Source organism: Burkholderia sp. IT-111MI5 (genome assembly GCF_949752865.1).
GTDB classification, from domain to species: Bacteria; Pseudomonadota; Gammaproteobacteria; order Burkholderiales; family Burkholderiaceae; genus Burkholderia; species Burkholderia pyrrocinia_C.
In genome coordinates this window covers 323,706-343,184 of record NZ_CATKIF010000033.1, presented here as the reverse complement: position 1 = coordinate 343,184, position 19,479 = coordinate 323,706, and the positions used below count along the sequence as shown (strand labels likewise).

Here is a 19,479-nt window from a genome sequence, read left to right as displayed (position 1 = left end):
GCGTTCTTGTTATCAATAAAAAAGCAAGTGTTGACGAATGTTACGGGGTGGATGGACGGTGGATGATGGCCGATTGGCCAGATGTGACGGGCTAGTCGGGCCGGTTAGAGTGGCAGTGTCGTGATTCACTCGGTATGACAGCAAGATGCTAATATGACTGCATTGAAAGCAATCTTAGCGAGGCGCATCATGCCGGTGATCACCGTTCGAAATTTGCCTGATGAAGTGCATCGCGCACTTCGGATTCGCGCGGCCCAGCACGGACGCAGCACCGAAGCCGAGGTACGTGACATTCTCGAGCAGGCCGTCCTGCCAGGCGGGCGGCTCAAGCTGGGAACGTTGCTGGCGGAAATCGGGCGGGAGGCTGGTGGAGTCGATTTCGACGTCCAGCGCGACAAGACGTCAACCGATCCGATGAGCTTCGAATGATCCTTGTTGATACGAACGTCATTTTCGAACCGCTGCGACGCGAGCCGAGCGCGGCCGTGATCGAGTGGCTCGATGCCCAGAACGTCGAGACGCTGTTTCTTGCTGCAATCAGTCTCGCGGAGATGCGATTCGGCGTGGCTGTATTGCCGGAAGGGCGCAGGCGCGAGTGGCTGCATCAAAGCATCGAACGACGTGTCGTGCCGCTGTTTCGAGGCCGGATCCTGCCGTTCGATGATGCAGCGAGCAAAGCGTATGCGAGCCTTCGGGCGCGGGCCCGTGTCGCAGGTAGCGCGATCGCGCCTGTCGATTGTTTTATCGCCGCCACGGCCGAGGCGAACGGCCTGATCGTGGCCACGCGCGATGTCGCGCCGTTCGAGGCGGTGGGGCTTCGCGTGATCGATCCGTGGGCGCGGTAGCTCCTGACTGCGAAGCTCCATCACCTGTGCCGAAATTGAAAACGCGCCGTGCAATGCGGCGCGTTCTGCGTCAGGCAAGCGCGCCCGGCCCATGAAGCAATGGTAGGCGGGCGCGAGACCTCCGGTGCGGCTCAATCGACTCCGTGAAACACCGCGTCCTCCGGCCCGAGGTATGCCGGCGGGCGCCACGTCGCGTCGCGCATCGAATGCTGCACGAGGTTTTCGACGCCGAGCAGCACCGCGAAGATCGCCATTCGCACCGGAATGCCGTTGTCGGTCTGCCGGAAGATCGCGAGGCGCGGGTCGCGGTTCAGGTCGACCGACAGGTCGTTCGCGCCGGGCCGGCTGTCGCGCGGCAGCGGGTGCATGATCAGCGTGTCGGGCTTGCAGACCGAGTCGACGAGCGCCTGGTTGATCTGGAAATCCGGCGTATAGCCTTCGAACGACTCGTCGGTGAAGCGCTCTTTCTGGATCCGCGTCGCGTAGACGACGTCCGCGCCGCGCAGCCCGGCCGCGAGGTCGGTCGTCTGTTCGACCACATGGCCGTTCGTCGAGATCTGGTCGACGATGTAGGCCGGCATTTCGAGCATCGGCGGCGACACGAGCGTGAACTTGAGCCCGCGGTACAGCGCGAGCAGCTTGACGAGCGAGTGCACGGTGCGGCCGTACTTGAGATCGCCGACCAGCGCGATGTGCGCGCCGTCGACGATCTTGCCGAGCCGCGAGAACTCGCGCTGGATCGTATAGAGATCGAGCAGCGCCTGGCTCGGGTGCTCGCCGGGGCCGTCGCCGCCGTTGATCACGGGCAGGTTGGTCGCGCGCGCGAACTCGGCCACCGAGCCTTTCTCCGGGTGGCGGATCACGAGCGCATCGACGTAGCCGGCCATCACGCGGCTCGTGTCGTAGATCGATTCGCCCTTGGCCATCGACGAGAACGTGAAGCCCGTCGTGTCGCACACCGAGCCGCCGAGCCGGCAGAACGCCGCGCCGAACGACACGCGCGTGCGCGTGCTCGCCTCGAAGAACAGGTTGCCGAGCACGGCGCCTTCCAGCACGCGCGAAATCTTGTGGCGCCGCGCGATCGGCTGCATCACGTCGGCCACGCGAAACAGCGCCTCGACCGATTCCCGCGAGAACTGGTCGACCGACAGCAGTTGCGGCTTGCCTTCGAACAGGAACTGCTTCGCGAGCCCCTGATTGTCTACGCTTTGCGTATAGACTCCGCCTTCTGGTACCGAACGCTCGACGATTTCCGACACGAAGCGCTCGACGATTTCGGGCATCCCGCGCGATTCCTGCGAATCGTCGGGCAGCAGCCAGGTATCCAGTGCGCGCCGGCTGACGCCGATGCGATTGGCGAACGCTTCGCGAGTCATGTTGAGGCGGCGCATCGCGTCGCGGAGGAAGGCTTGCTGGGGAACGGTCATCGGCGGCTCCTGGCGGAAAATATACGCGGTGCGTATATTAGTTCCTGGCGCACTGAAGTCAAGGAAAATTTGCGCGATCGGGCTGTGCGGTGCGTGTGACACTCGGCGGGCTCGCACTGGCGCGCGGCGTCCGCCTCCGTATAATCAGGTCAGGCCCCGTGCCCTGCATCGGCAGGGCGCCATGCCGAAAACGATTCGCCCGGTCGGGCTTGTTGATTCGAAGGAGAATGAGAATGACGCGTACGATTGCTGCAATGTTGCTGGTTGTGACCGCCGCGCTCGCCGGCTGCAATACGGTCGCCGGCGTGGGCCAGGACATTTCGAAGGGCGGCCAGGCGATCAGCGATACGGCCGAAAAGGCCAAGTAAGCCGACCGGTTCCGGAATGCAGAAAGCGCCGGGCCGTCCCGCGATTGCGGGACGGCCCGGCGCTTTTTTTGGGGGGCGGTGTGGCGTTGACGCCGGCGGCGTCACGCGCGTTCGACGAACGCGTAGCGGCCTTCGACCTTGCGCGGCGTAAACCAGCCGTAATCGGGGAACATCCGGTTGCGCACGAACCAGACGTAGCCCACCAGCACCAGCGTGACCGCGAGGCCCGGCAGCGCGGTCGACGGATCGCGCCCGAGCTCGGCGACGGCCTTCGGCAACTGCAGCAGCGACAGCAGGATGAACGCGTGATACGCGCCGACGCGATGGGTCGCGAAGCCCCAGATGAACAGCAGCGACAGCGGCACGGTCAGCGCGAGGAACACGACGACGAGGCCATTGCCGAGTGCGCCCGACACGCCAAGGTCGCCGGCAGCGGCGGAGAAGTAATACGCGAGCATCAGGCTGATCGCCAGCTGGAGGGTGCCGAGCGCGACCAGGATCCAGGTGTGCACCTTGTTCTTGCGACAGCGTTCCGGATCGGGCCGCGACGCGATCAGGCTTGCGATCACGCGATCCTTGAGCCCCTGTCCGGACAGTTCGGCCAGCACGTCGGCCTTCCTCGTTCCCGCGGACAGCAGCACCGCGATTCTTGTTTTGGCGTCCTTCCTGTTCATTGCTTGGCGGCTTGTTGTTAGATGGTTGTCAAAGGTTCCGGCCACGCGAATATTGCATCTTGTGCGGTGGTGCGCAACGGTTTTGCGGCGCGCGGACACATTCCTACAGTCGCCGACGGCTTTGCGAGAGTAGGGGGATCGACCGGCCATGTGACGGAAATGCGCGGCCGTCGTTTTTGCATGAGCGCGGGTTCGTGTCAGTCGGTGGCGGTTTGCGTCGACGGCGCGGGGCTGGCAGGCTGTATCGAGTTCACCGGCTTCGCATCGCGCGTGGTGGTGTGCGTGGGCGGTTCGCGCCGCCGCGTCGCGCCGACGAGCATGCCCGCGACGACGAGCGCGATGCCGGCGACACGCGTGCCGGTCAGCGTCTCGCCGAACAGCGCGACCGCGAACAGAACGGCCGAGACCGGCGCGACCGCCGTGAACAGCGCGGCCTCGGTGCCGCTCGTGCGCGCGGAGCCCGCATACCAGCACAGGTAGCCGAGCACGGTCGGCACCAGTGCGTAGTAGGCGATCGCCGACACGGCGCCGACGGTCCAGCCGGTTGCCGCCGCGCGCCATTCGAACGCGGCCGGCACGACGGCGAGCACGAAGCCGAGGCCCGACATCGCGGTGGACAGTGCGAGCGGCGGCAACGGTGCGGCAAGCCGTCGGTTCAGCAGGATGAAGACGGCTTCGCACGCGACGGCGGCCAGCACCAGCGCATCGCCGGCAAGCGTCTGGAGCGACGGCATCGTCTGGCCGGGCGCGAACGTGACGAACAGCACGCCGGCCGTGGCGAGCGCGGCGGCCAGCCAGTCGCGCGGCGTCTGCCGCTCGCGCAGCACGACGGCCGCGATCAGCGTCGACATCGCCGGCAGCGTGCCGAGCATCACGCCCGCATCGAGCGGCGACGACAGCTTCGTGCCGCTGATCAGCAGCACCGTATAACCGACGCCGCCGGCCGCGGCCTGGATGACGAGCAGCACGGCGTCGCGCGGGGAAATGCGCGGCCAGCGCATTCGCTGCGCGCGCATCAGCGCGAACAGCAGCGGCGTCGCGATCAGGAAGCGCAGCGCCGTGGCCGCGAACGGCGGCAGGCCGCCGGCCGCGAGACGGCTCGCGATGACGGTGCTGCCGACGCCCGCCATCGCGGCGGCGAGATAGAGATAGCCAATCAGTCGTGTTTTCATGCGCGCATCGTCGCGTACGGCGACGGTGCGCGTCTTGAATGAAATTGCAGCGGGCGCGTTGGGATGTCGAGGGCGGTGCGTGGGCCGCCTTGCGAGCGTGCGTCAGTGTTAGCATCTGCCGAAGCCGAAGCCGAAGCCGAAGCCGAAGCCGAAGCCGAAGCCGAAGCCGAAGCCGAAGCCGAAGCCGAAGCCGAAGCCGAAGCCGAAGCCGAAGCCGAAGCCGAAGCCGAAGCCGAAGCCGAAGCCACCATCGTCGACGCGGGACCCGCCTTCGATCGCCTTGCGCGCGGCCACGACCGGCGTCAACCGGCCTGCGTAAACCGCCCCGGCGTGATGCCGAACTGGCGCGCGAATGCGCGCGTCAGGTGGCTCTGATCGGCGAAACCGGCTTCGGCCGCGGCATCCGCGATCGGCAGGCCGCTGGCGAGCAGCGTGCGCGCCAGCCGCGCGCGCGCCTGGATCAGGTACGCGTGCGGCGTGATACCGAGCTCGCGTGCAAACCCGCGCAGCAACTGGAAGCGGCTCACGCCGCTCAGGTCGGCCAGTTCGGCGAGCGAAACGGGCGCGGCCGGCGCCGCGTCCAGCCGTTCTCGGGCGACACGAATCGCCGGCGCGACGCCGGCCGCCGGCAGCGTGCGGTTCGCGTGCCGGGCGAGCAACCCTGCGACGAGCATCACGAGCGCCTCGTCGCGGGCGAGCGGTTGAGTTTCCCCGGCGACGATGCGCGCATGCAATCGGCCGACGGCGGCCGTGAGCCGCGCGTCGCGCACCGCCGGATGCGCAAGCTCGACGCCGCCGAGGCCTTCTTCCGCCGCGACGCCCGCGACCAGCGCGGGCGCGAGGTACAGCATCCGCCAGCGCCGGCCCGTGCCGGCATCGATCGGCGAGCCGTCGTGCATTTCGCCCGGGTTGACCATGATCGCGTCGCCGGCCAGCGCGTCGACCTGCCCGCGGCCGCTCCACGACCGGTGCGCACCGCTGACGATCACGCCGACCCCGAATTCGTCGTGCGCGTGGCGCGGAAACGCGCGGTCGGATTCGAGGCTGATTGCCTCGATGCCTTCGCCGGTCCGTCGGTAGTGGGTGACACGGTGCATGTGCGCTCCTCGCGCCGGCTGCGGCGCGGATCACGTGCACTTTAGCGCGTTCCGCCGCCGCGCGCCCTTCATCCTTTTGGCCGATACCGCGCGGCGCGCGCAGCCCGCACCATGTACACATGAGCAGCGTATACGGCCCGCCGGGCCTGAAGCTGCGCGGGAGGCGGCAGGTGGAACGACAGGATCCGGTATTCATTCAGGTTGGCGCGCTCGCGGACGGCTTCGCGCCGGAAGCGAACATCCTCGCGCCCGTCGACGCGCTCGCGGGGCGCACGCTGGCGCTCGGCGATGCATCGGGCGCGTGGCGCGTCTATACGTTCGAGCAAGGCGCGCTGCAGTGGCACGACGCGGCGACCGACACGGGCGGCCGCGAGCCGTGCCGCGTGACGCGGCTGCGCGACGCGCTGTACTTCGTCGACTACATCGACACGCCCGCCCGCGCGACGTCGGTCAGTCTCGTGATCGATCTCGACAGCGGCGTATGGACGTCGGTCGTCGGCGTGCTGCCGACCGAAGCCGACACGCGCATCGACGTGTTCACGCGCGTCGCGCGCGGGCTGCCGCTGACGGCCGTCGACGCGGCGTTCCGGCACGGCACGCTCGGCGGTCATGCACAGCCGGGGCCGCTGCACGGGCCGACGCGCGAACTGATCGGCAAGCGGACGATGTACCGCTACAGCCCGACCGAATGCTACGAGCACATCTACCTGAACGAGAACTTCTACGCGTGGCAGTGCCTGCAGGGCGTCGAAGGCGGGCTGGCCGACGTCGACCGCTGCCATTACTTCAGGATCGACGACGAGCTGTATCTGTTCGTGTGGCGCGAAAAGGTGGTGCCGACGCTCGGCGTCGTGCTGATCGACCTCGCGCAGTGCAAGACCGACGGCAAGATCTTCGGCTACCAGGGTGGTGATTTCGGCACGCTGTCGAACTTCCAGATCGGCGCCCATGCGCAGGTGCTGAACGAAACCGTGCATCCGCTCGGCGGCGAGGCGCAGCGATGAATGCCGTGCCGGGCAGCGGCCGACTGCGTGCGGATTTCAGCGGGCGCGTCGTGCTCGTCACGGGCGCCGCGCAAGGGATCGGCGCGGCGATCGCGCGTCGTTTCGCGGAATCCGGCGCGTTCGTCGCGCTCGCCGACCTGAACGGTGGGGCCGCCGCCGCGCAGGCCGATGCACTCGCCGGCGCGGGCGGCACTGCACGCGCGTATCGGGTGGACGCCGCCAGCCGCGACGAACTGCGCGCGCTGGTCGCGGCGGTCGAGCGCGACGGCGGCCGGCTCGATGTCGTCGTCCACAATGCCGCGTATTTTCCGCTGACGCCGTTCGCGCAGATCGACGAGCCGACGCTCGAGCGAACGCTGTCGGTCAACCTGTCGGCGCTGTTCTGGCTCGCGCAGGCTGCGTTGCCGGCATTCGAGCGCGCGGGGGCCGGGCGGCTGCTCGTCACGTCGTCGGTGACGGGGCCGCGCGTCGCCTATCCGGGGCTCGCGCACTACGCGGCGTCGAAGGCCGGCGTGAACGGCTTCATTCGCGCGGCGGCGCTGGAGCTCGCGCGCCGCAACGTGACGGTCAACGGTGTCGAGCCGGGGATGATCCGCACGCCGGCGGCCGGCAATCTCGGCGACGCGTCGGTCGCGGCGCAGATCGCGCGCGACATTCCGCTCGCGCGGATGGGCGAGCCGGAGGACATCGCGAACGCGATGCTGTTTCTCGCCTCGGCCGATGCTGCGTACATCACGGGGCAGACGATCGTCGTCGACGGCGGCGCGACCTTGCCGGAGAGCGGTGCGGTGCTGGGAGACGCGTGACGGCGGTGTCGAACCGGCACCCGATGTGGCCGCGGCGGGACCGCGGCCGGCAGGTTCCTGTGGCGGCGCCGTCGCAGGCCCGCCGCACATCGCCGCGACTACAGCCAGCCGTTGCGGATGAACTCGACGATCGAATAGCGGCGGTTCTCGAGATCGTGCTGGCGGACGGCCTCGATGATGCGCGACACGCCATCCGCATAGGGCGTCGCGCCGTACACGCGCGATTCGAACTGCAGGCTGCACGCGCCGTCGTCGATGCGTATCCGGTGAACCGCGTGGCGGCCGAGCTGATCGTCGGGGATCGCGAATTCGCTGCGCTGCACGTCCGGGTCGCGCACCGAGCGGATGTCTTCCGGCCGCACGCCGAGCGACTGGCCGATGCCGACGGCCGTGCCGGGGACGGACGTCTTGCCTGCCTGATGCGACTCCGTCAGGCTGATCTCGCAGTCGCGAAACAGGTGGCCGCTGGTTTCCAGCATGCTCATGAACTTGAGCATCAGGATATTCGTGTTCGGACACAGCACGACCGGGAAGCCGTGCGTTCCGGTTTCGACGTCGGAGCCGGTAGACAGTTCGACGAGCGGCGACGCGGTGGCCTCGCAAAACGCGATCACGGCGGGGAGTTCGCGGCCGGAACCGGCATGCACGACGATCGATCGGGCGTCGCTACGTCGCTCATCGGTTCGCGCACTGTCCGACCAGCGCATCACGCGACAGGTTGCCGGGTCGAGCTTGTGCGAGCCGAGCAGCTCATTGGCCAGCTTGCCGGTTCCAACGACGAGTACTTGCATGGGATTGACGGGTTGAGGTTCAGTATTTGATACGGGATCGGCGTAGGCGTCGGGTAGCCCGGCACGGTTCTGTCGCGGCTCGCGCCACGCCGAACGGGCCTCGTGCATTATGCCCGGCTGTCCGCATGCGTGCCCGCCGGGCCTCGCGTGCGGAGTCGCGATGGCCCGCGACGTGTGGACCGCGTTCCGCTGCGCGATACCGCCGCCGGACTGGCGCCCTTGCAACCAGCGCGAAACGACGGAGGAACCGCGCCGCAGCTTCGTCGCCGCGCGCACGCAGGCGTGAACGGCGCTACGCTGTCGAAACGCCGGCCGCGCACGTCCGTGCCGCGGCCGGCATGACTCATGCACCACGCATCAACCACCCATTTTCGATCCAGGAGAGCACATCGATGGAACACGACCTGAAAGGCAAGGCAGTCGCGATCACCGGCGGATTCGGTCATCTGGGCGTCGCGACGGCCGCATGGCTGGGCCAGCGCGGCGCACGCGTCGCACTGATCGGCCGCGGCGCCGCGCCGGCTGCGCAGACGCTGCCCGGCGTGCCGGCCGACGCGCTGCGCATCGGCGGCATCGACCTCGTCGACCCGCAGGCCGCCGCACGGGCGCTCGAATCGGTAAACCGCGAATTCGGCCGGGTCGACGCGCTGCTGAACATCGCCGGTGCGTTCGTATGGCAGACGATCGCCGACGGCGACGCCGCCACGTGGGACCGCATGTACGAGCTGAACGTGAAGACCGCGCTGAACGCGTCGAAGGCCGCGCTGCCGTACCTGGTCGCGAGCCCGGCCGGCCGTATCGTCAACATCGGCGCGGGCGCGGCGTTCAAGGCCGGCGCGGGCATGGGCGCTTATGCGGCCGCGAAGGCCGGCGTCGCGCGTCTCACCGAGGCGCTGGCGGCCGAACTGCTCGACCGCGGCGTGACGGTGAACGCGATCCTGCCGAGCATCATCGATACGCCGCCGAACCGCGCGGACATGCCTGACGCGGATTTCACGCGCTGGGTCCGGCCGGAACAGATCGCGGCGACGATCGGGTTCCTGCTGTCGGCCGACGCACAGGCGATCACCGGCGCGTCGATTCCGGTGAACGGCCGCGTGGCGTAGCGCGCGCGGGCGGGGCTCGCCGCATTGCGGCTCGCGCCGCGGCCGGCCGTGCGTACAATGTCGCACCGGAAACGCGCGAGCCCAGACTGAGACCATGAATCAGCCCAAGATCCTGATCGTCGAAGATGAAACGGCGATCGCGGACACGATCGTCTATGCCCTCGGCACCGACGGCATGCAGACCGTCCACTGCACGCTCGGGCAGGCGGCGCTCGATCATCTGCGCGAGTCGCGCTTCGACCTGGTCGTGCTCGACGTCGGCCTGCCGGACCTCAGCGGCTTTGAAGTCTGCCGGCGGCTGCGCACGTTCACCGACGTGCCGGTGATCTTCCTGACCGCGCGGCACGACGAGATCGACCGGATCGTCGGGCTCGAAATCGGCGCCGACGATTATGTGGTCAAGCCGTTTTCGCCGCGCGAGCTGGCCGCGCGGGTGCGCGTGATCCTGCGGCGCTTCCACCGGGCGGCCGCGCCGCAAACGGCGCCCGCGCCGGCAGAGGCGCAGGCCGCGACAACCGCGCCGGGCTTCGTGCTCGACACCGACGGCGCGCGCGTGTCGTGGCTCGGCCACGCGCTGGACCTCACGCGCTACGAATTCGGCCTGCTGGCGCTGCTCGTCCGGCATCCGGGGCGCATCTATTCGCGCGAGCAGTTGATGGACCTCGTGTGGCACGAGGCGCTCGATTCGGCCGACCGCACGGTCGACACGCACATCAAGACGCTGCGCGCGAAACTGCGCGCGATCGATCCCGAGCGCGACCCGATCCGCACGCATCGCGGGATGGGTTATTCGCTGCAACCGTAACGACCGGCACCGCCATGCATATCGGCCTGCGCATCTTCTTCGGTTTTTTCCTGATCGTCGGTCTTGCCGCGCTGATCACGCTGCGCGTGTTCGTGCAGGAGGTGAAGCCGGGGGTGCGCGAGGCGATGGAGGACACGCTCGTCGACGTCGCGCAGGTGCTGGCGACGCTGGCCGCCGCCGACATGGCGAACGGGCATATCGCCGACGGCGCCTTCGCGCGGCAGCTCGAAAAACTTCACGAGAACCCGGTCAGCGCGAACGTGTGGGGCATGCACAAGAACACGATCAGCTACCGCATCTACATCACCGATGCGCACGGCATCGTGCGTTACGACTCGACCGGCAGCGCAGTGGGGCAGGACTATTCGCGCTGGAACGACGTGTACCGGACGCTGCGCGGCGAATACGGCGCACGCAGCACGCGTGCCGATCCGAACGACGACAGCAGCACCGTGATGCACGTCGCGGCGCCGATCCGGCGCGGGAACGAGATCATCGGCGTGCTGACGATCGCGAAACCGAACCAGACGGTCGAGCCGTTCATCGTGCGCAGCCAGCGCAAGATCATGCTGTATGGCGCGTTGCTGATGGGCGGCGCGATCCTGATCGGCACCGCTTGCACATGGTGGCTGGTGCTCGGGCTGCGGCGGCTGCAACGCTATGCGCGCGCAATCGCGGCCGGCGAGCGCGCGGCGATGCCGCTGCAGGGCGCGAACGAGCTGGCCGAGCTCGGGCGCGCGGTGGAGAGCATGCACCAGCGTCTGGAGGACCGGCAGTACGTCGAAACCTACATCCACACGCTCACGCACGAGATGAAAAGCCCGCTGGCCGCGATCAGCGGCGCGGCGGAGCTGCTGCAGGAAGAGATGCCGGTCGCGAACCGGCGGCGCTTCACCGAAAACATCCGCCGCCAGGCCGGCCGACTCGAACAGATGATCCGCAAGCTGCTCGCGCTGGCCGAAGTCGAGCAGAAGCAGCGCCTGTCGGTACACGAGCCGGTCGCGCTGCTGCCGGTGCTCGAACAGCTCGTCGAGGATATCGAGCCGCGCGCGCGGCAGCGCGGCGTGAGCCTGCGGATCGACGCGAACGACGCTTCCGATCCGGCAGTCGTCGAAGGCGATCCGTTCCTGCTGCGCCAGGCGCTCGGCAACCTGCTCGACAACGCGCTGGATTTCGCGCCGCAACGCAGCACGATCCGGATCGCGCTCGAACGGCAGCCGGCGGGCAGGGCGCACGTCGCGGTCGTGCGCGTGAGCGACGACGGCCCCGGCGTTCCCGACTACGCGTTGTCGCGCGTGTTCGAACGCTTCTATTCGCTGCCGCGCCCCGACGGGCAGGATCGCAGCACGGGCCTCGGGCTGTGTTTCGTCCGCGAAGTCGCGATGCTGCATCGCGGCCAGGTCGCGCTCGCGAACCGCGACGAAGGCGGCGCGTGCGCGACGCTCACGCTGCCGTCGCCGGGCTGAACACGCTTCACGCTCGCCACACATTCGCTTCACTCCGGCTTCAATCGCCGTTCACCGGGCCCGCTCATGCTGACCGCATCTTCCACTCCGGTATCCGTCAGCAATGAATCGAGTCCTGTTGTTCAAGTCCGTGATCACCGCGTTTCTCGCGCTGTCGATCCTGATCCCGCTGCACATGGTTCAAAGCATCGTGCGGGAACGTGCGGAGTATCGCGAGAGCGCATTGCAGAGCATCTGGGCCAGCTATGCGGGGCCGCAGACGGTGACGGGCCCGGTGCTCGTCGTGCATTACACGGAAGTCACGCGCGTTCGCGACGACACGCCGGCCGGCGGCGCAGCGAAAACGAGCCTCAAGAGCGAGACGAAGCGCCTGCTCGTGTTTCCGAAGACGTTGAACGTCGACGGCACGCTCAAGGTCGAGGTGCGTTACCGCGGCATCCACAAGGCGCTCGTGTACGGGCTGGATAGCCGTTTGACGGGCACGCTGGCGCTGCCGGACCTGAAGAAGCTGCCGCAGGCCGACGGCCACGTGAGCTTCGCGGTCGACAGCGCGTATGTCGCAATCGGCATCGGCGATATTCGCGGACTGAAGGCGCAGCCCGACCTGCGCCTCGGCGGCAAGCGGTTCGACGTGGAGCAGGGCACGCGGCTGGACAGCCTGCGCCAGGGCGTGCACGCGAATATCGATCTCGCGGCGCTGGCGGACGCAAACGCAGGGGCCGTCGTGCCGTTCAGCATCGGCCTGCCGCTGGCGGGCGCGGAATCCGTCGCGTTCGCGCCGGTGGCCGACCAGAACGATTTCTCGCTGAAATCGACGTGGCCGCATCCGAGCTTCGGCGGCGCGTTCCTGCCGGGCGAGCGCACGATCGATGCGCAGGGTTTCACCAGCAACTGGCACGTGACGTCGTTCAACACGAAGGCGCGCGAGCAGGTCGCGACCGGCAACGGGGAGGGTGCGATCGAGATGGCGTCGGTATCGGTGATCGAACCTGTGAACGTCTATCTGCAGGCCGAACGCGCGACGAAGTACGGTGCGCTGTTCGTGATGCTCACGTTCGCGAGCTTCTTCATGTACGAACTCGCGAAGCGGCTGCGCATTCACCCGATCCAGTACCTGCTGGTCGGCCTGTCGCTCGCGCTGTTCTTCCTGCTGCTGCTGAGCCTGTCCGAGCACATCGCGTTCGGTCATGCGTATCTCGCGGCGAGCGGCGCGTGCATCGGGCTGCTCGGCTTCTACCTGTCGTTCGTGCTGCACAGTGTGAAGCGCGGCGCGACGTTCGCGGCGCTGCTCGCGATGCTGTACGCGGCGCTCTACGGGCTGCTGCTGTCGGAGGACAATGCGCTGATGCTCGGTTCGCTGCTGCTGTTCGCGATCCTCGCCGGCATCATGACGCTCACGCGCCGCATCGACTGGTATGCGCTCGGCGCCGCGTGGCAGCCGCTGGGCGACAAGTCGGGCGCGGATGCCGTGAAGCCGGGCGCGCCGGCGAAGTAAGCGCGGGTTTCACGTGCGCGCCGGCCGGGTACGCCCTGGCCGGCGCGCAACGCAGCGTGGGACGGCCGCGATTCACGCGTGAGGCGACGGCCCGCGAAACCGCACCAGCGGAATTTCGGCGACGGCCGCGATCTCGATCAGCAGATCCGGATGGCAGAGACGCTCGATCTGGACAACCGTCGTCACCGGACCGGACAAGGCTCGGCGAAGCAGGTGTTGCGGATATCGCCGGCCTGCATGAACGCATCGATGTCGGTCGCGTGATGGACGAGCGAGATCACATCGCGCATCTGCGGACGGATGTGACGCTGCCGGCAGGCCGGGCGGCATCCCCTTATACTGGACGTACTTCGTCATTCGATCTTCGCCGTGCCCACGCCTGCCCCCACCGATCCATCCGATCCGTCCGCCGACGATCCCCGCCCGATTCCGCCCGAACAGCCTGAACTGGAAGACTGCTGCAACAGCGGCTGCTCGCCGTGCGTCTTCGACCTGTACGACGAAGCGCTGGCGCGCTATCGCGTCGAGCTGGCCGAGTGGGAAGCGCGGCAGGCGCAACGCAAAAAACACCGATGAGCCGGATACCGGCGAGCGGCTGCGCATTCACCTTTCCGCCGCAGATCCCGTCGGCGGTGCGATCCACGCCCCGCGTCACGCACCTGCATGCAGCCTCCGATGCAGCGGCCCGAGCGCCGTCGACAGTGCGATGCACGCAAGCAATACGACCGTCAGCGTGAACATCGACGTCCGGAACCCCTGCACGTAATCCACCGCGGCCGGATGCACGCCGAGCCGCGCGAAGAACACGCCGCCGATCGTCGCGGCGCCGACGGCCGCGCCGATCTGCAGCATCGCGCTGACCATTCCTGACGCGACGCCCGCGCGGGCCGCATCGACTTCCGCGAGCACGATCCGCACGACCGACGGCAGCACGAGGCCTTGCCCGATGCCGATCGCCGCGATGCCCGCGTAGAAGCCGGGCCCCGGCGCGCCTTTGCGGGCGAGCGCGGCGGCGGTCGCGACGCCTGCGGCGAGCATGACGAAGCCGAGCGTCAGCACGCGATAACCGCCGAACCGGCCGACGAGGCGCGGCATCAGTAGCGGGCTCGCGAGGAAGCCGAGCCCGAGCGGCAGGATCGCGAACCCGGACGCGAGCGGCGACCAGTTCAGGCAGCCCTGCAGATAGATCCCGTAGCTCAGGAAGAATGCGCTCAGCGTGTAGAACAGGAACGCGAGCATCAGACCGAGCGCGACGACCGGGTTGCGGAACAGGCGCACGTCGAGCAGCGGATCGCGGCCGCGCGCGAGCCGGCCCGCTTCGACCGCCAGCAGCGCACCGAGCATCGGCAGCGCGCCGACGACGCACGCGATCATCCACAGCGGCCAGCCTGCCTCGCGGCCCTGCGTGAGCGGATACACGAGCATCAGCAGGAACAGCGACATCAGCACCGTGCCCGGTACGTCGATGCGCTGGCCGCGCGGCGGCCGGTTTTCCGGGATGAAGCGCCAGCTGCCGATCAGCGCAAGGATGCCGATCGGCAGATTGACGAGGAAGATCGCGCGCCAGCCGAGTCCGAACGGATGCAGGCTGATCAGCGCGCCGCCGCCGAGCTGGCCGATCACGGCCGCGAGGCCGAACGCGAAACCGTAGAAGCCCATCACGCGCACCTGTTCCTGCGGGCTGAACACGCTGCGGATCGTCGCGAGCACCTGCGGTGCGAGGATCGCGGCGAACAGGCCCTGCAGCACGCGGCCGCCGACGAGCACCGCGCCGCTGCCGGCGAGCCCGCACAGCGTCGACGCGAGCACGAAGCCGGCCATGCCCAGCATGAACATGCGCTTGCGGCCGTACAGGTCGCCGAGGCGGCCACCCGTGATCTGCACGACCGCGCTCGCGCACGCATAGGCCGACACGACGAGCTGGAGCTCGGCCGGGCGCGCGCCGATGCCGTCGCGGATGGCCGGCAGCGCGAGATTCACGATGAAGTAGTCGAGCGGCGGCAGAATGGCGCCGACCAGCAGGACCACGAGCGCCCAGCCGTGATGGCTGCGCGGCGTCGCCGCGGCAGCCGCGCCGGCCGGCGCGCAGGGGGCAAGGGTGGGGTTCGTCATGAACGAAGGGTCCGAAAAGTATGAGGGCCGTATGCGCGAACGGCGCGGGCCGGCCATTGACCCCGTATTCTGGATGCGGTCGACGAATCAGAAAAGCGGGAAAGAGTGGTAGCATCCATCGGGTTAATCGATGGATGGGGGACGGCGATGCGCGGTTTCGATCTGGACCAGTTGCGCACTTTCGCGGCGGTCGCGGACGCCGGCAGCCTGACGGCCGCCGCGCCGCTGCTGCATTTGTCGCAGTCGACGGTCAGCGAGCAGGTGCGCAAGCTCGAATTGCGCGCCGGCATGCCGCTGTTCGTGCGCAGCAAGCGCGGCGTCGAGCCGACGCCGGCCGGCACGCGGCTGCTGCAGCACGCCCGGCGCATCGTCGCGCTGAACGAGGCCGCGTTCGACGAGCTGCGCGGGCAGGTGATCAAGGGCGAGCTGCGCGTCGCGATCACCGACTACTACCGGACGAATGAAGTCGCGGGCCTGCTGGCGCGGCTGCGGGAGTGCTACCCGCAACTGAGCCTGCACGTGAGCGCGATGAAGAGCGCGGATATCGAGGCGGCGCACGCGAGAGGGCAGATCGATCTCGGCGTCGTGATGAACCTGTCGAGCGGGCCGTTCCGGCCGGCGTCGGCCGACACGCGCTGGGTGCTGCGGCGCGAGCCGCTGTCATGGGTCGCGTCGCCGGCGCTCGCGGAGCAATTGCCCGAGCCGCTGCCGCTCGTGCTGCTGCCGGACGACTGCATGATGCATCAGATCGCGGTGCGCTCGCTCGACGAGCAGCACACGCCGTACGTGCTCGTGCACAGCGCGTCGGGTGTCGCGGGGCTGCAGTCGATGCTCGCGGCGGGGCTCGGTGTCGGCTGCCTGTGCGCGTCGGCGATCGGCGACGGCATGATGCGGCTCGGCGCGAAATACCGTCTGCCGCCGCTGCCCGACGCGGTGTTTTCGCTGACGCCGCCGATGCCGGGCGAACGCGAAACCGTCACGCAGGCGCGCGAGGTGCTGTCGCGGCAATTGCTGATGTAGAAACGCGCCGCGCGACAGGCAGCGGCGCGTATTCGAGAGACGCGGGAGAGGGCCTACGCATGAGCATGAACGACGAACTGAAGCAGCAGATGGCCGACAGGCTGCAGGACGCGCTGGAGCGTGTGGTCGACGAGCGCTCGCTGATCCATTTCCTGCGCGTGCTCGGCCACGACTGGAACACGGAGCGGCAGCTCGAAGCCGACCTGCCGCCGTCGCCATACGCGCGTGCCGCGCTCGGCTGGGAAAACCGCACGATCGGCGAGTACCTGGAGGCGATGGTCGACTGGGCCGAAGCGTCGGAAGAAGGGCTGCGCTTCTACGACGTGCCCGACAATCCGTGGCGGCGCATGGCGGACATCCTGTTCGCCGGGAAAATCTACGAGTAGTACCGTCCGGGCGATTCGCGCCTTCTACTCGGCGGCTTCTCCGTCGGCGTAGGCGCGCAGCCCGTCCGCCAGCGCATCGAACACGGCCCGGCAGCGCGGGCTCGTCCGCAGGTCTTCGTGCATCACGACCCAGGTTTCCAGCTTCATCGCGGGCCCGTCCGGCAGCACGCGCACGAGCCTCGCGTCGCGCTTCGCTAGCCCCGTCTGGCAGAAACCGACGCCGTAGCCGGCGCGGATCATCGCGAGTTGCGCAAGGTTGCTGTCGGTGCGCAGCGCGAACGCATCGCGCTTCCACAGCGGCATCCCGCGCCCAGCCGAGCGGATGAACGGCGTGACGGTATCGAAGCCGATCAGCGCGTGATGCGCGAGTTCGTCGATCTCCGCGGGCGCGCCGTTGCGCGCCACGTAGTCGTCGCGCGCATACAGCCCGACCTCGATCGCGCCGACGCGCCGTGCGACGAGCGCGTCCTGCGCGGGCGGCGCCATCCGCACCGCGATGTCGGCTTCGCGGTTCAGCACGTCCTGGATGCGGTCGGTCGGCACCAGCTCGATGACGAGCCCCGGATGATCGCGCCGCAATTGCGCGAGCATGGGCGGCAGCACCTCGACGGCGATCACGTCGCTGGCCGAGATCCGCACGGTGCCGCGCACGCCGGCGCCGTGGCTCGCGGCCGCGCGCTCGAACGCGGCCGCCGCGCTGCGCAGCGCCTCTGCATGGCCGCGCAGTGCGAGCGCCGCCTCGGTCGGCAGCAGGCCGGACGGCGAGCGCGTGAACAGCGTCTGGCCGAAAGCGGCCTCGAGCGCCGCGACGTGGCGGCCGGCCGTCGGCTGCGTGATGCCGAGCGCGCGCGCCGCGCCGGACAGCGAGCCTTCCGTCAGCACCGCGAGAAAGGTCCGGTAGCGTTCCCAGTTCAGATCGGTGGTCATGCATAAATGTATAGATGATATCCGATGTTAGGCAATTCCTTGCTAGCCATCGGCGCGCCAGAATGCATCTCACGACGGTTCATTCAAGGAGAACGGCAATGACGACGAACGCAGGCGCGGCGCAACGGCAGGTACTCGTGCTCGGCGCGAGCGGCGGGATCGGCGGGGAAGTCGCGCGGCAGTTGCGCGATGCCGGCTGGCAGGTGCGTGCGCTCAAGCGCGGGCTCGACGCCGAAGTCGTGGAGCGTGACGGGATGACGTGGATGCGTGGCGACGCGATGGATCGCGAGGCGGTCGTGCGGGCCGCGCGCGGCTGCAGCGTGATCGTGCACGCGGTGAACCCGCCCGGCTACCGGAACTGGCCGACGCAGGTGCTGCCGATGATCGACAACACGATCGCGGCGGCGACGGTGGCGCAGGCGACCGTCGTGCTGCCCGGCACGGTCTACAACTACGGCGCCGACGCGTTTCCGGTGCTGCGCGAAGACGCGCCGCAGCATCCGGCGACCCGCAAGGGCGCGATCCGCGTCGAACTGGAGCGGCGGCTGCAGGAAGCGACCGCGCAGGGCGTCCGCACGATCATCGTGCGCGCGGGCGATTTCTTCGGGGTGCGTGCCGGCAACAACTGGTTTGCGCAGGGGCTGATCAAGCCGGGGCGGCCCGTCTCGACGATTCGCGTGCCGGGGCGGCCGGGCGTCGGCCATCAGTGGGCGTATCTGCCGGACGTCGCGCGCACGATGGTCGAACTGATCGAGCGGCGCGACACGCTGGAGCCGTTTGCCCGCTTCCATTTCGGCGGGCATTGGGACGCGGACGGCACGCAGATGGCCGAGGCCATCAGTCGCGTGGCGCAGCGGCACGGAATGCGGCCTGCGGTGCGGCGCTTTCCGTGGTGGCTCGTGTGGGCCGCGGCGCCGTTCGTCACGACGCTGCGCGAGATGCTGGAGATGCGCTATCTGTGGCGCGAGCCGCTCAGGATGGACAACGCGCGGGTGACGGCGGTGCTCGGCCGCGAGCCGTTGACGCCGCTCGATACGGCGGTGGAGGCGACGCTGGCGGGGTTGGGTTGCTTGCGGTGAACGGCGGCGCGAGAGGCGGAGGTGAACGGAACGTGCGGTGAGCGGCGACGCGAAAGGTGGAGGCGAGCGAAACGTGCGTTTAACGGCGACGCGAGAGGCGGAGGCCAACGAAACGTGTCGGCACGAAAGCATGTGTGCAGAGCCTTTCACTTCGGCATCCGTCAGGCCCGCCGTCCCCCGTCACGCCACGACCGGCAACACCTCGACCGCATACCGGTGCCGAAGGCTGCGCCCGAGCACCGGATCATGCAGTTCCATCTCGAACGCGTCGCCGTCGCCCATCGCGGCGATCGAGCCATGCACGGCGACGGTGCCGCCATACATCGCGCAGCGCGCGGGCATCGTGCAGCGGTCGTCGAAGCGTTGCCACAGTGCGTCCGGCGCGAGCAGGCCGCTGACCGCGCCGTGCTGATATGCAATGCGTTCGCCGTCACGCGCGATCAACCACGAACGCATCTCGATTGCATCCCAGTGATCGGCGATATCCGCGTAAAGCCACGCGTCGCACCCGAGCGGCTTCGCACACACCTGCTTCGACACCGCGACGCCGTACGCCTCGACTTCTCGATCCGTATGATCGGAGCCGACCGTGACCAGCGTGCCGGCCGGGCTGTCGACCAGCACGCATTCGATCTCGCCGCCCGAGCGTGCGCCGAGTACGCCGATCGACGGCGCCTGCGTCAGCAGCGCGGACGACACGCGATAGAAGCACGGCGTGGTCGAAGGCGGCGCGACGCCGAGCGCCGCGAGTTCGTCGATGTGCGCGCGGATCGCCGCCGGATCGCGGCCGGCCCAGCCGGCAATCACGACGCGCTCGATCTCGACGTCGACGGCGGCCGGCGCGCGTTGCAGGGAAATCACGTTGAACGACAGGGCTTGCATGCGGATATCCGTTTGAA

At 68.6% G+C, this 19,479-nt stretch carries 22 protein-coding genes and 1 pseudogene; 13 read left to right on the top strand and 10 right to left on the bottom strand.

Going from position 1 to position 19,479, the window contains the following annotated elements:
• Nucleotides 1-189 precede the first annotated feature (189 nt).
• Nucleotides 190-429, top strand: a complete 240-nt coding sequence (locus tag ACM6JT_RS23385; RefSeq protein ID WP_034180974.1) for a FitA-like ribbon-helix-helix domain-containing protein — start codon at nt 190-192, stop codon at nt 427-429.
• Nucleotides 426-845 (top strand): type II toxin-antitoxin system VapC family toxin, encoded by a 420-nt coding sequence (locus ACM6JT_RS23380; RefSeq protein WP_175747399.1) that lies wholly within the window; start codon nt 426-428, stop codon nt 843-845. The genes ACM6JT_RS23385 and ACM6JT_RS23380 overlap by 4 nt, the downstream gene beginning before the upstream one ends.
• A gap of 131 nt (nt 846-976) precedes the next feature.
• Here ACM6JT_RS23380 and ACM6JT_RS23375 read toward each other — a convergent pair whose 3' ends face one another.
• A complete protein-coding gene (locus tag ACM6JT_RS23375) occupies nt 977-2,272 on the bottom strand; it encodes an aspartate carbamoyltransferase (protein ID WP_414857412.1) in 1,296 nt (431 codons plus the stop codon).
• A 233-nt stretch (nt 2,273-2,505) separates the two neighbouring features.
• Here ACM6JT_RS23375 and ACM6JT_RS23370 point away from each other — a divergent pair, with 233 nt between their 5' ends.
• On the top strand, nt 2,506-2,640 hold the full coding sequence (locus ACM6JT_RS23370) for an entericidin A/B family lipoprotein (protein ID WP_021158165.1): 135 nt from the start codon (nt 2,506-2,508) through the stop codon (nt 2,638-2,640).
• Between the two features lie 101 nt (nt 2,641-2,741).
• Here the strand turns inward: ACM6JT_RS23370 and ACM6JT_RS23365 are convergent, their stop codons facing one another.
• The 4 genes from ACM6JT_RS23365 to ACM6JT_RS23350 form a co-directional block, all read right to left on the bottom strand.
• Complete coding sequence (locus ACM6JT_RS23365; RefSeq protein WP_105392625.1) at nt 2,742-3,314, bottom strand: permease; 573 nt, start codon at nt 3,312-3,314, stop codon at nt 2,742-2,744.
• Nucleotides 3,315-3,511: 197 nt separating this feature from the next.
• Nucleotides 3,512-4,486, bottom strand: a complete 975-nt coding sequence (locus tag ACM6JT_RS23360) for a DMT family transporter (RefSeq protein WP_414857411.1) — start codon at nt 4,484-4,486, stop codon at nt 3,512-3,514.
• Nucleotides 4,487-4,594: 108 nt separating this feature from the next.
• A complete protein-coding gene (locus ACM6JT_RS23355) occupies nt 4,595-4,792 on the bottom strand; it encodes a hypothetical protein (protein ID WP_414857410.1) in 198 nt (65 codons plus the stop codon).
• Nucleotides 4,789-5,583: an AraC family transcriptional regulator gene (locus ACM6JT_RS23350; protein ID WP_414857409.1), complete on the bottom strand. Its 795-nt coding sequence runs from the start codon at nt 5,581-5,583 to the stop codon at nt 4,789-4,791. Before ACM6JT_RS23350 ends, ACM6JT_RS23355 begins: the two co-directional genes overlap by 4 nt.
• A 119-nt stretch (nt 5,584-5,702) precedes the next feature.
• Between ACM6JT_RS23350 and ACM6JT_RS23345 the strand changes: the two genes are divergently transcribed.
• A complete protein-coding gene (locus ACM6JT_RS23345; protein ID WP_414857408.1) occupies nt 5,703-6,587 on the top strand; it encodes a MoaF C-terminal domain-containing protein in 885 nt (294 codons plus the stop codon).
• The gene (locus tag ACM6JT_RS23340) at nt 6,584-7,393 is read left to right on the top strand and encodes an SDR family oxidoreductase (RefSeq protein ID WP_414857407.1); all 810 of its coding nucleotides are present in this window, start codon (nt 6,584-6,586) and stop codon (nt 7,391-7,393) included. Before ACM6JT_RS23345 ends, ACM6JT_RS23340 begins: the two co-directional genes overlap by 4 nt.
• A 98-nt stretch (nt 7,394-7,491) precedes the next feature.
• On the opposite strand, the gene ACM6JT_RS23335 is transcribed toward ACM6JT_RS23340, so the two are convergent.
• Complete coding sequence (locus tag ACM6JT_RS23335) at nt 7,492-8,184, bottom strand: dihydrodipicolinate reductase (RefSeq protein ID WP_414857406.1); 693 nt, start codon at nt 8,182-8,184, stop codon at nt 7,492-7,494.
• Nucleotides 8,185-8,576: 392 nt separating this feature from the next.
• Between ACM6JT_RS23335 and ACM6JT_RS23330 the strand changes: the two genes are divergently transcribed.
• From ACM6JT_RS23330 to creD, 4 genes are all read left to right on the top strand, one after another.
• The gene (locus tag ACM6JT_RS23330; protein WP_034180467.1) at nt 8,577-9,290 is read left to right on the top strand and encodes an SDR family NAD(P)-dependent oxidoreductase; all 714 of its coding nucleotides are present in this window, start codon (nt 8,577-8,579) and stop codon (nt 9,288-9,290) included.
• A 94-nt stretch (nt 9,291-9,384) separates the two neighbouring features.
• On the top strand, nt 9,385-10,095 hold the full coding sequence (creB, locus tag ACM6JT_RS23325; protein ID WP_217587796.1) for a two-component system response regulator CreB: 711 nt from the start codon (nt 9,385-9,387) through the stop codon (nt 10,093-10,095).
• Between the two features lie 14 nt (nt 10,096-10,109).
• Entirely contained in the window at nt 10,110-11,561 is a 1,452-nt protein-coding gene (creC, locus tag ACM6JT_RS23320; RefSeq protein ID WP_414857405.1) for a two-component system sensor histidine kinase CreC, read from the top strand.
• 103 nt (nt 11,562-11,664) lie between these two features.
• On the top strand, nt 11,665-13,056 hold the full coding sequence (gene creD, locus ACM6JT_RS23315; protein WP_414857404.1) for a cell envelope integrity protein CreD: 1,392 nt from the start codon (nt 11,665-11,667) through the stop codon (nt 13,054-13,056).
• A 72-nt stretch (nt 13,057-13,128) separates the two neighbouring features.
• On the opposite strand, the pseudogene ACM6JT_RS23310 reads toward creD, so the two are convergent.
• Nucleotides 13,129-13,349 (bottom strand): annotated as a pseudogene (locus ACM6JT_RS23310) (Rid family hydrolase); the annotation flags it as partial.
• A gap of 76 nt (nt 13,350-13,425) precedes the next feature.
• Here ACM6JT_RS23310 and ACM6JT_RS23305 point away from each other — a divergent pair.
• A complete protein-coding gene (locus ACM6JT_RS23305; protein WP_034180463.1) occupies nt 13,426-13,632 on the top strand; it encodes an oxidoreductase-like domain-containing protein in 207 nt (68 codons plus the stop codon).
• Between the two features lie 75 nt (nt 13,633-13,707).
• Here the strand turns inward: ACM6JT_RS23305 and ACM6JT_RS23300 are convergent, their stop codons facing one another.
• Nucleotides 13,708-15,168: an MFS transporter gene (locus ACM6JT_RS23300; RefSeq protein WP_414857403.1), complete on the bottom strand. Its 1,461-nt coding sequence runs from the start codon at nt 15,166-15,168 to the stop codon at nt 13,708-13,710.
• 147 nt (nt 15,169-15,315) lie between these two features.
• On the opposite strand from ACM6JT_RS23300, the gene ACM6JT_RS23295 reads away from it, so the two are divergent.
• Nucleotides 15,316-16,188 carry a LysR family transcriptional regulator gene (locus tag ACM6JT_RS23295; RefSeq protein ID WP_414857402.1) on the top strand — a complete coding sequence of 291 codons (873 nt, stop codon included), beginning with the start codon at nt 15,316-15,318 and terminating at the stop codon, nt 16,186-16,188.
• Between the two features lie 65 nt (nt 16,189-16,253).
• On the top strand, nt 16,254-16,574 hold the full coding sequence (locus ACM6JT_RS23290; protein ID WP_414857495.1) for a hypothetical protein: 321 nt from the start codon (nt 16,254-16,256) through the stop codon (nt 16,572-16,574).
• Between the two features lie 24 nt (nt 16,575-16,598).
• Here ACM6JT_RS23290 and ACM6JT_RS23285 read toward each other — a convergent pair whose 3' ends face one another.
• Nucleotides 16,599-17,501, bottom strand: a complete 903-nt coding sequence (locus ACM6JT_RS23285) for a LysR family transcriptional regulator (protein WP_414857401.1) — start codon at nt 17,499-17,501, stop codon at nt 16,599-16,601.
• Between the two features lie 98 nt (nt 17,502-17,599).
• Here ACM6JT_RS23285 and ACM6JT_RS23280 point away from each other — a divergent pair, with 98 nt between their 5' ends.
• Nucleotides 17,600-18,580: an NAD-dependent epimerase/dehydratase family protein gene (locus ACM6JT_RS23280; protein WP_414857400.1), complete on the top strand. Its 981-nt coding sequence runs from the start codon at nt 17,600-17,602 to the stop codon at nt 18,578-18,580.
• Between the two features lie 180 nt (nt 18,581-18,760).
• Here the strand turns inward: ACM6JT_RS23280 and ACM6JT_RS23275 are convergent, their stop codons facing one another.
• Complete coding sequence (locus ACM6JT_RS23275) at nt 18,761-19,462, bottom strand: DUF2848 domain-containing protein (RefSeq protein WP_414857399.1); 702 nt, start codon at nt 19,460-19,462, stop codon at nt 18,761-18,763.
• Nucleotides 19,463-19,479: the final 17 nt, after the last annotated feature.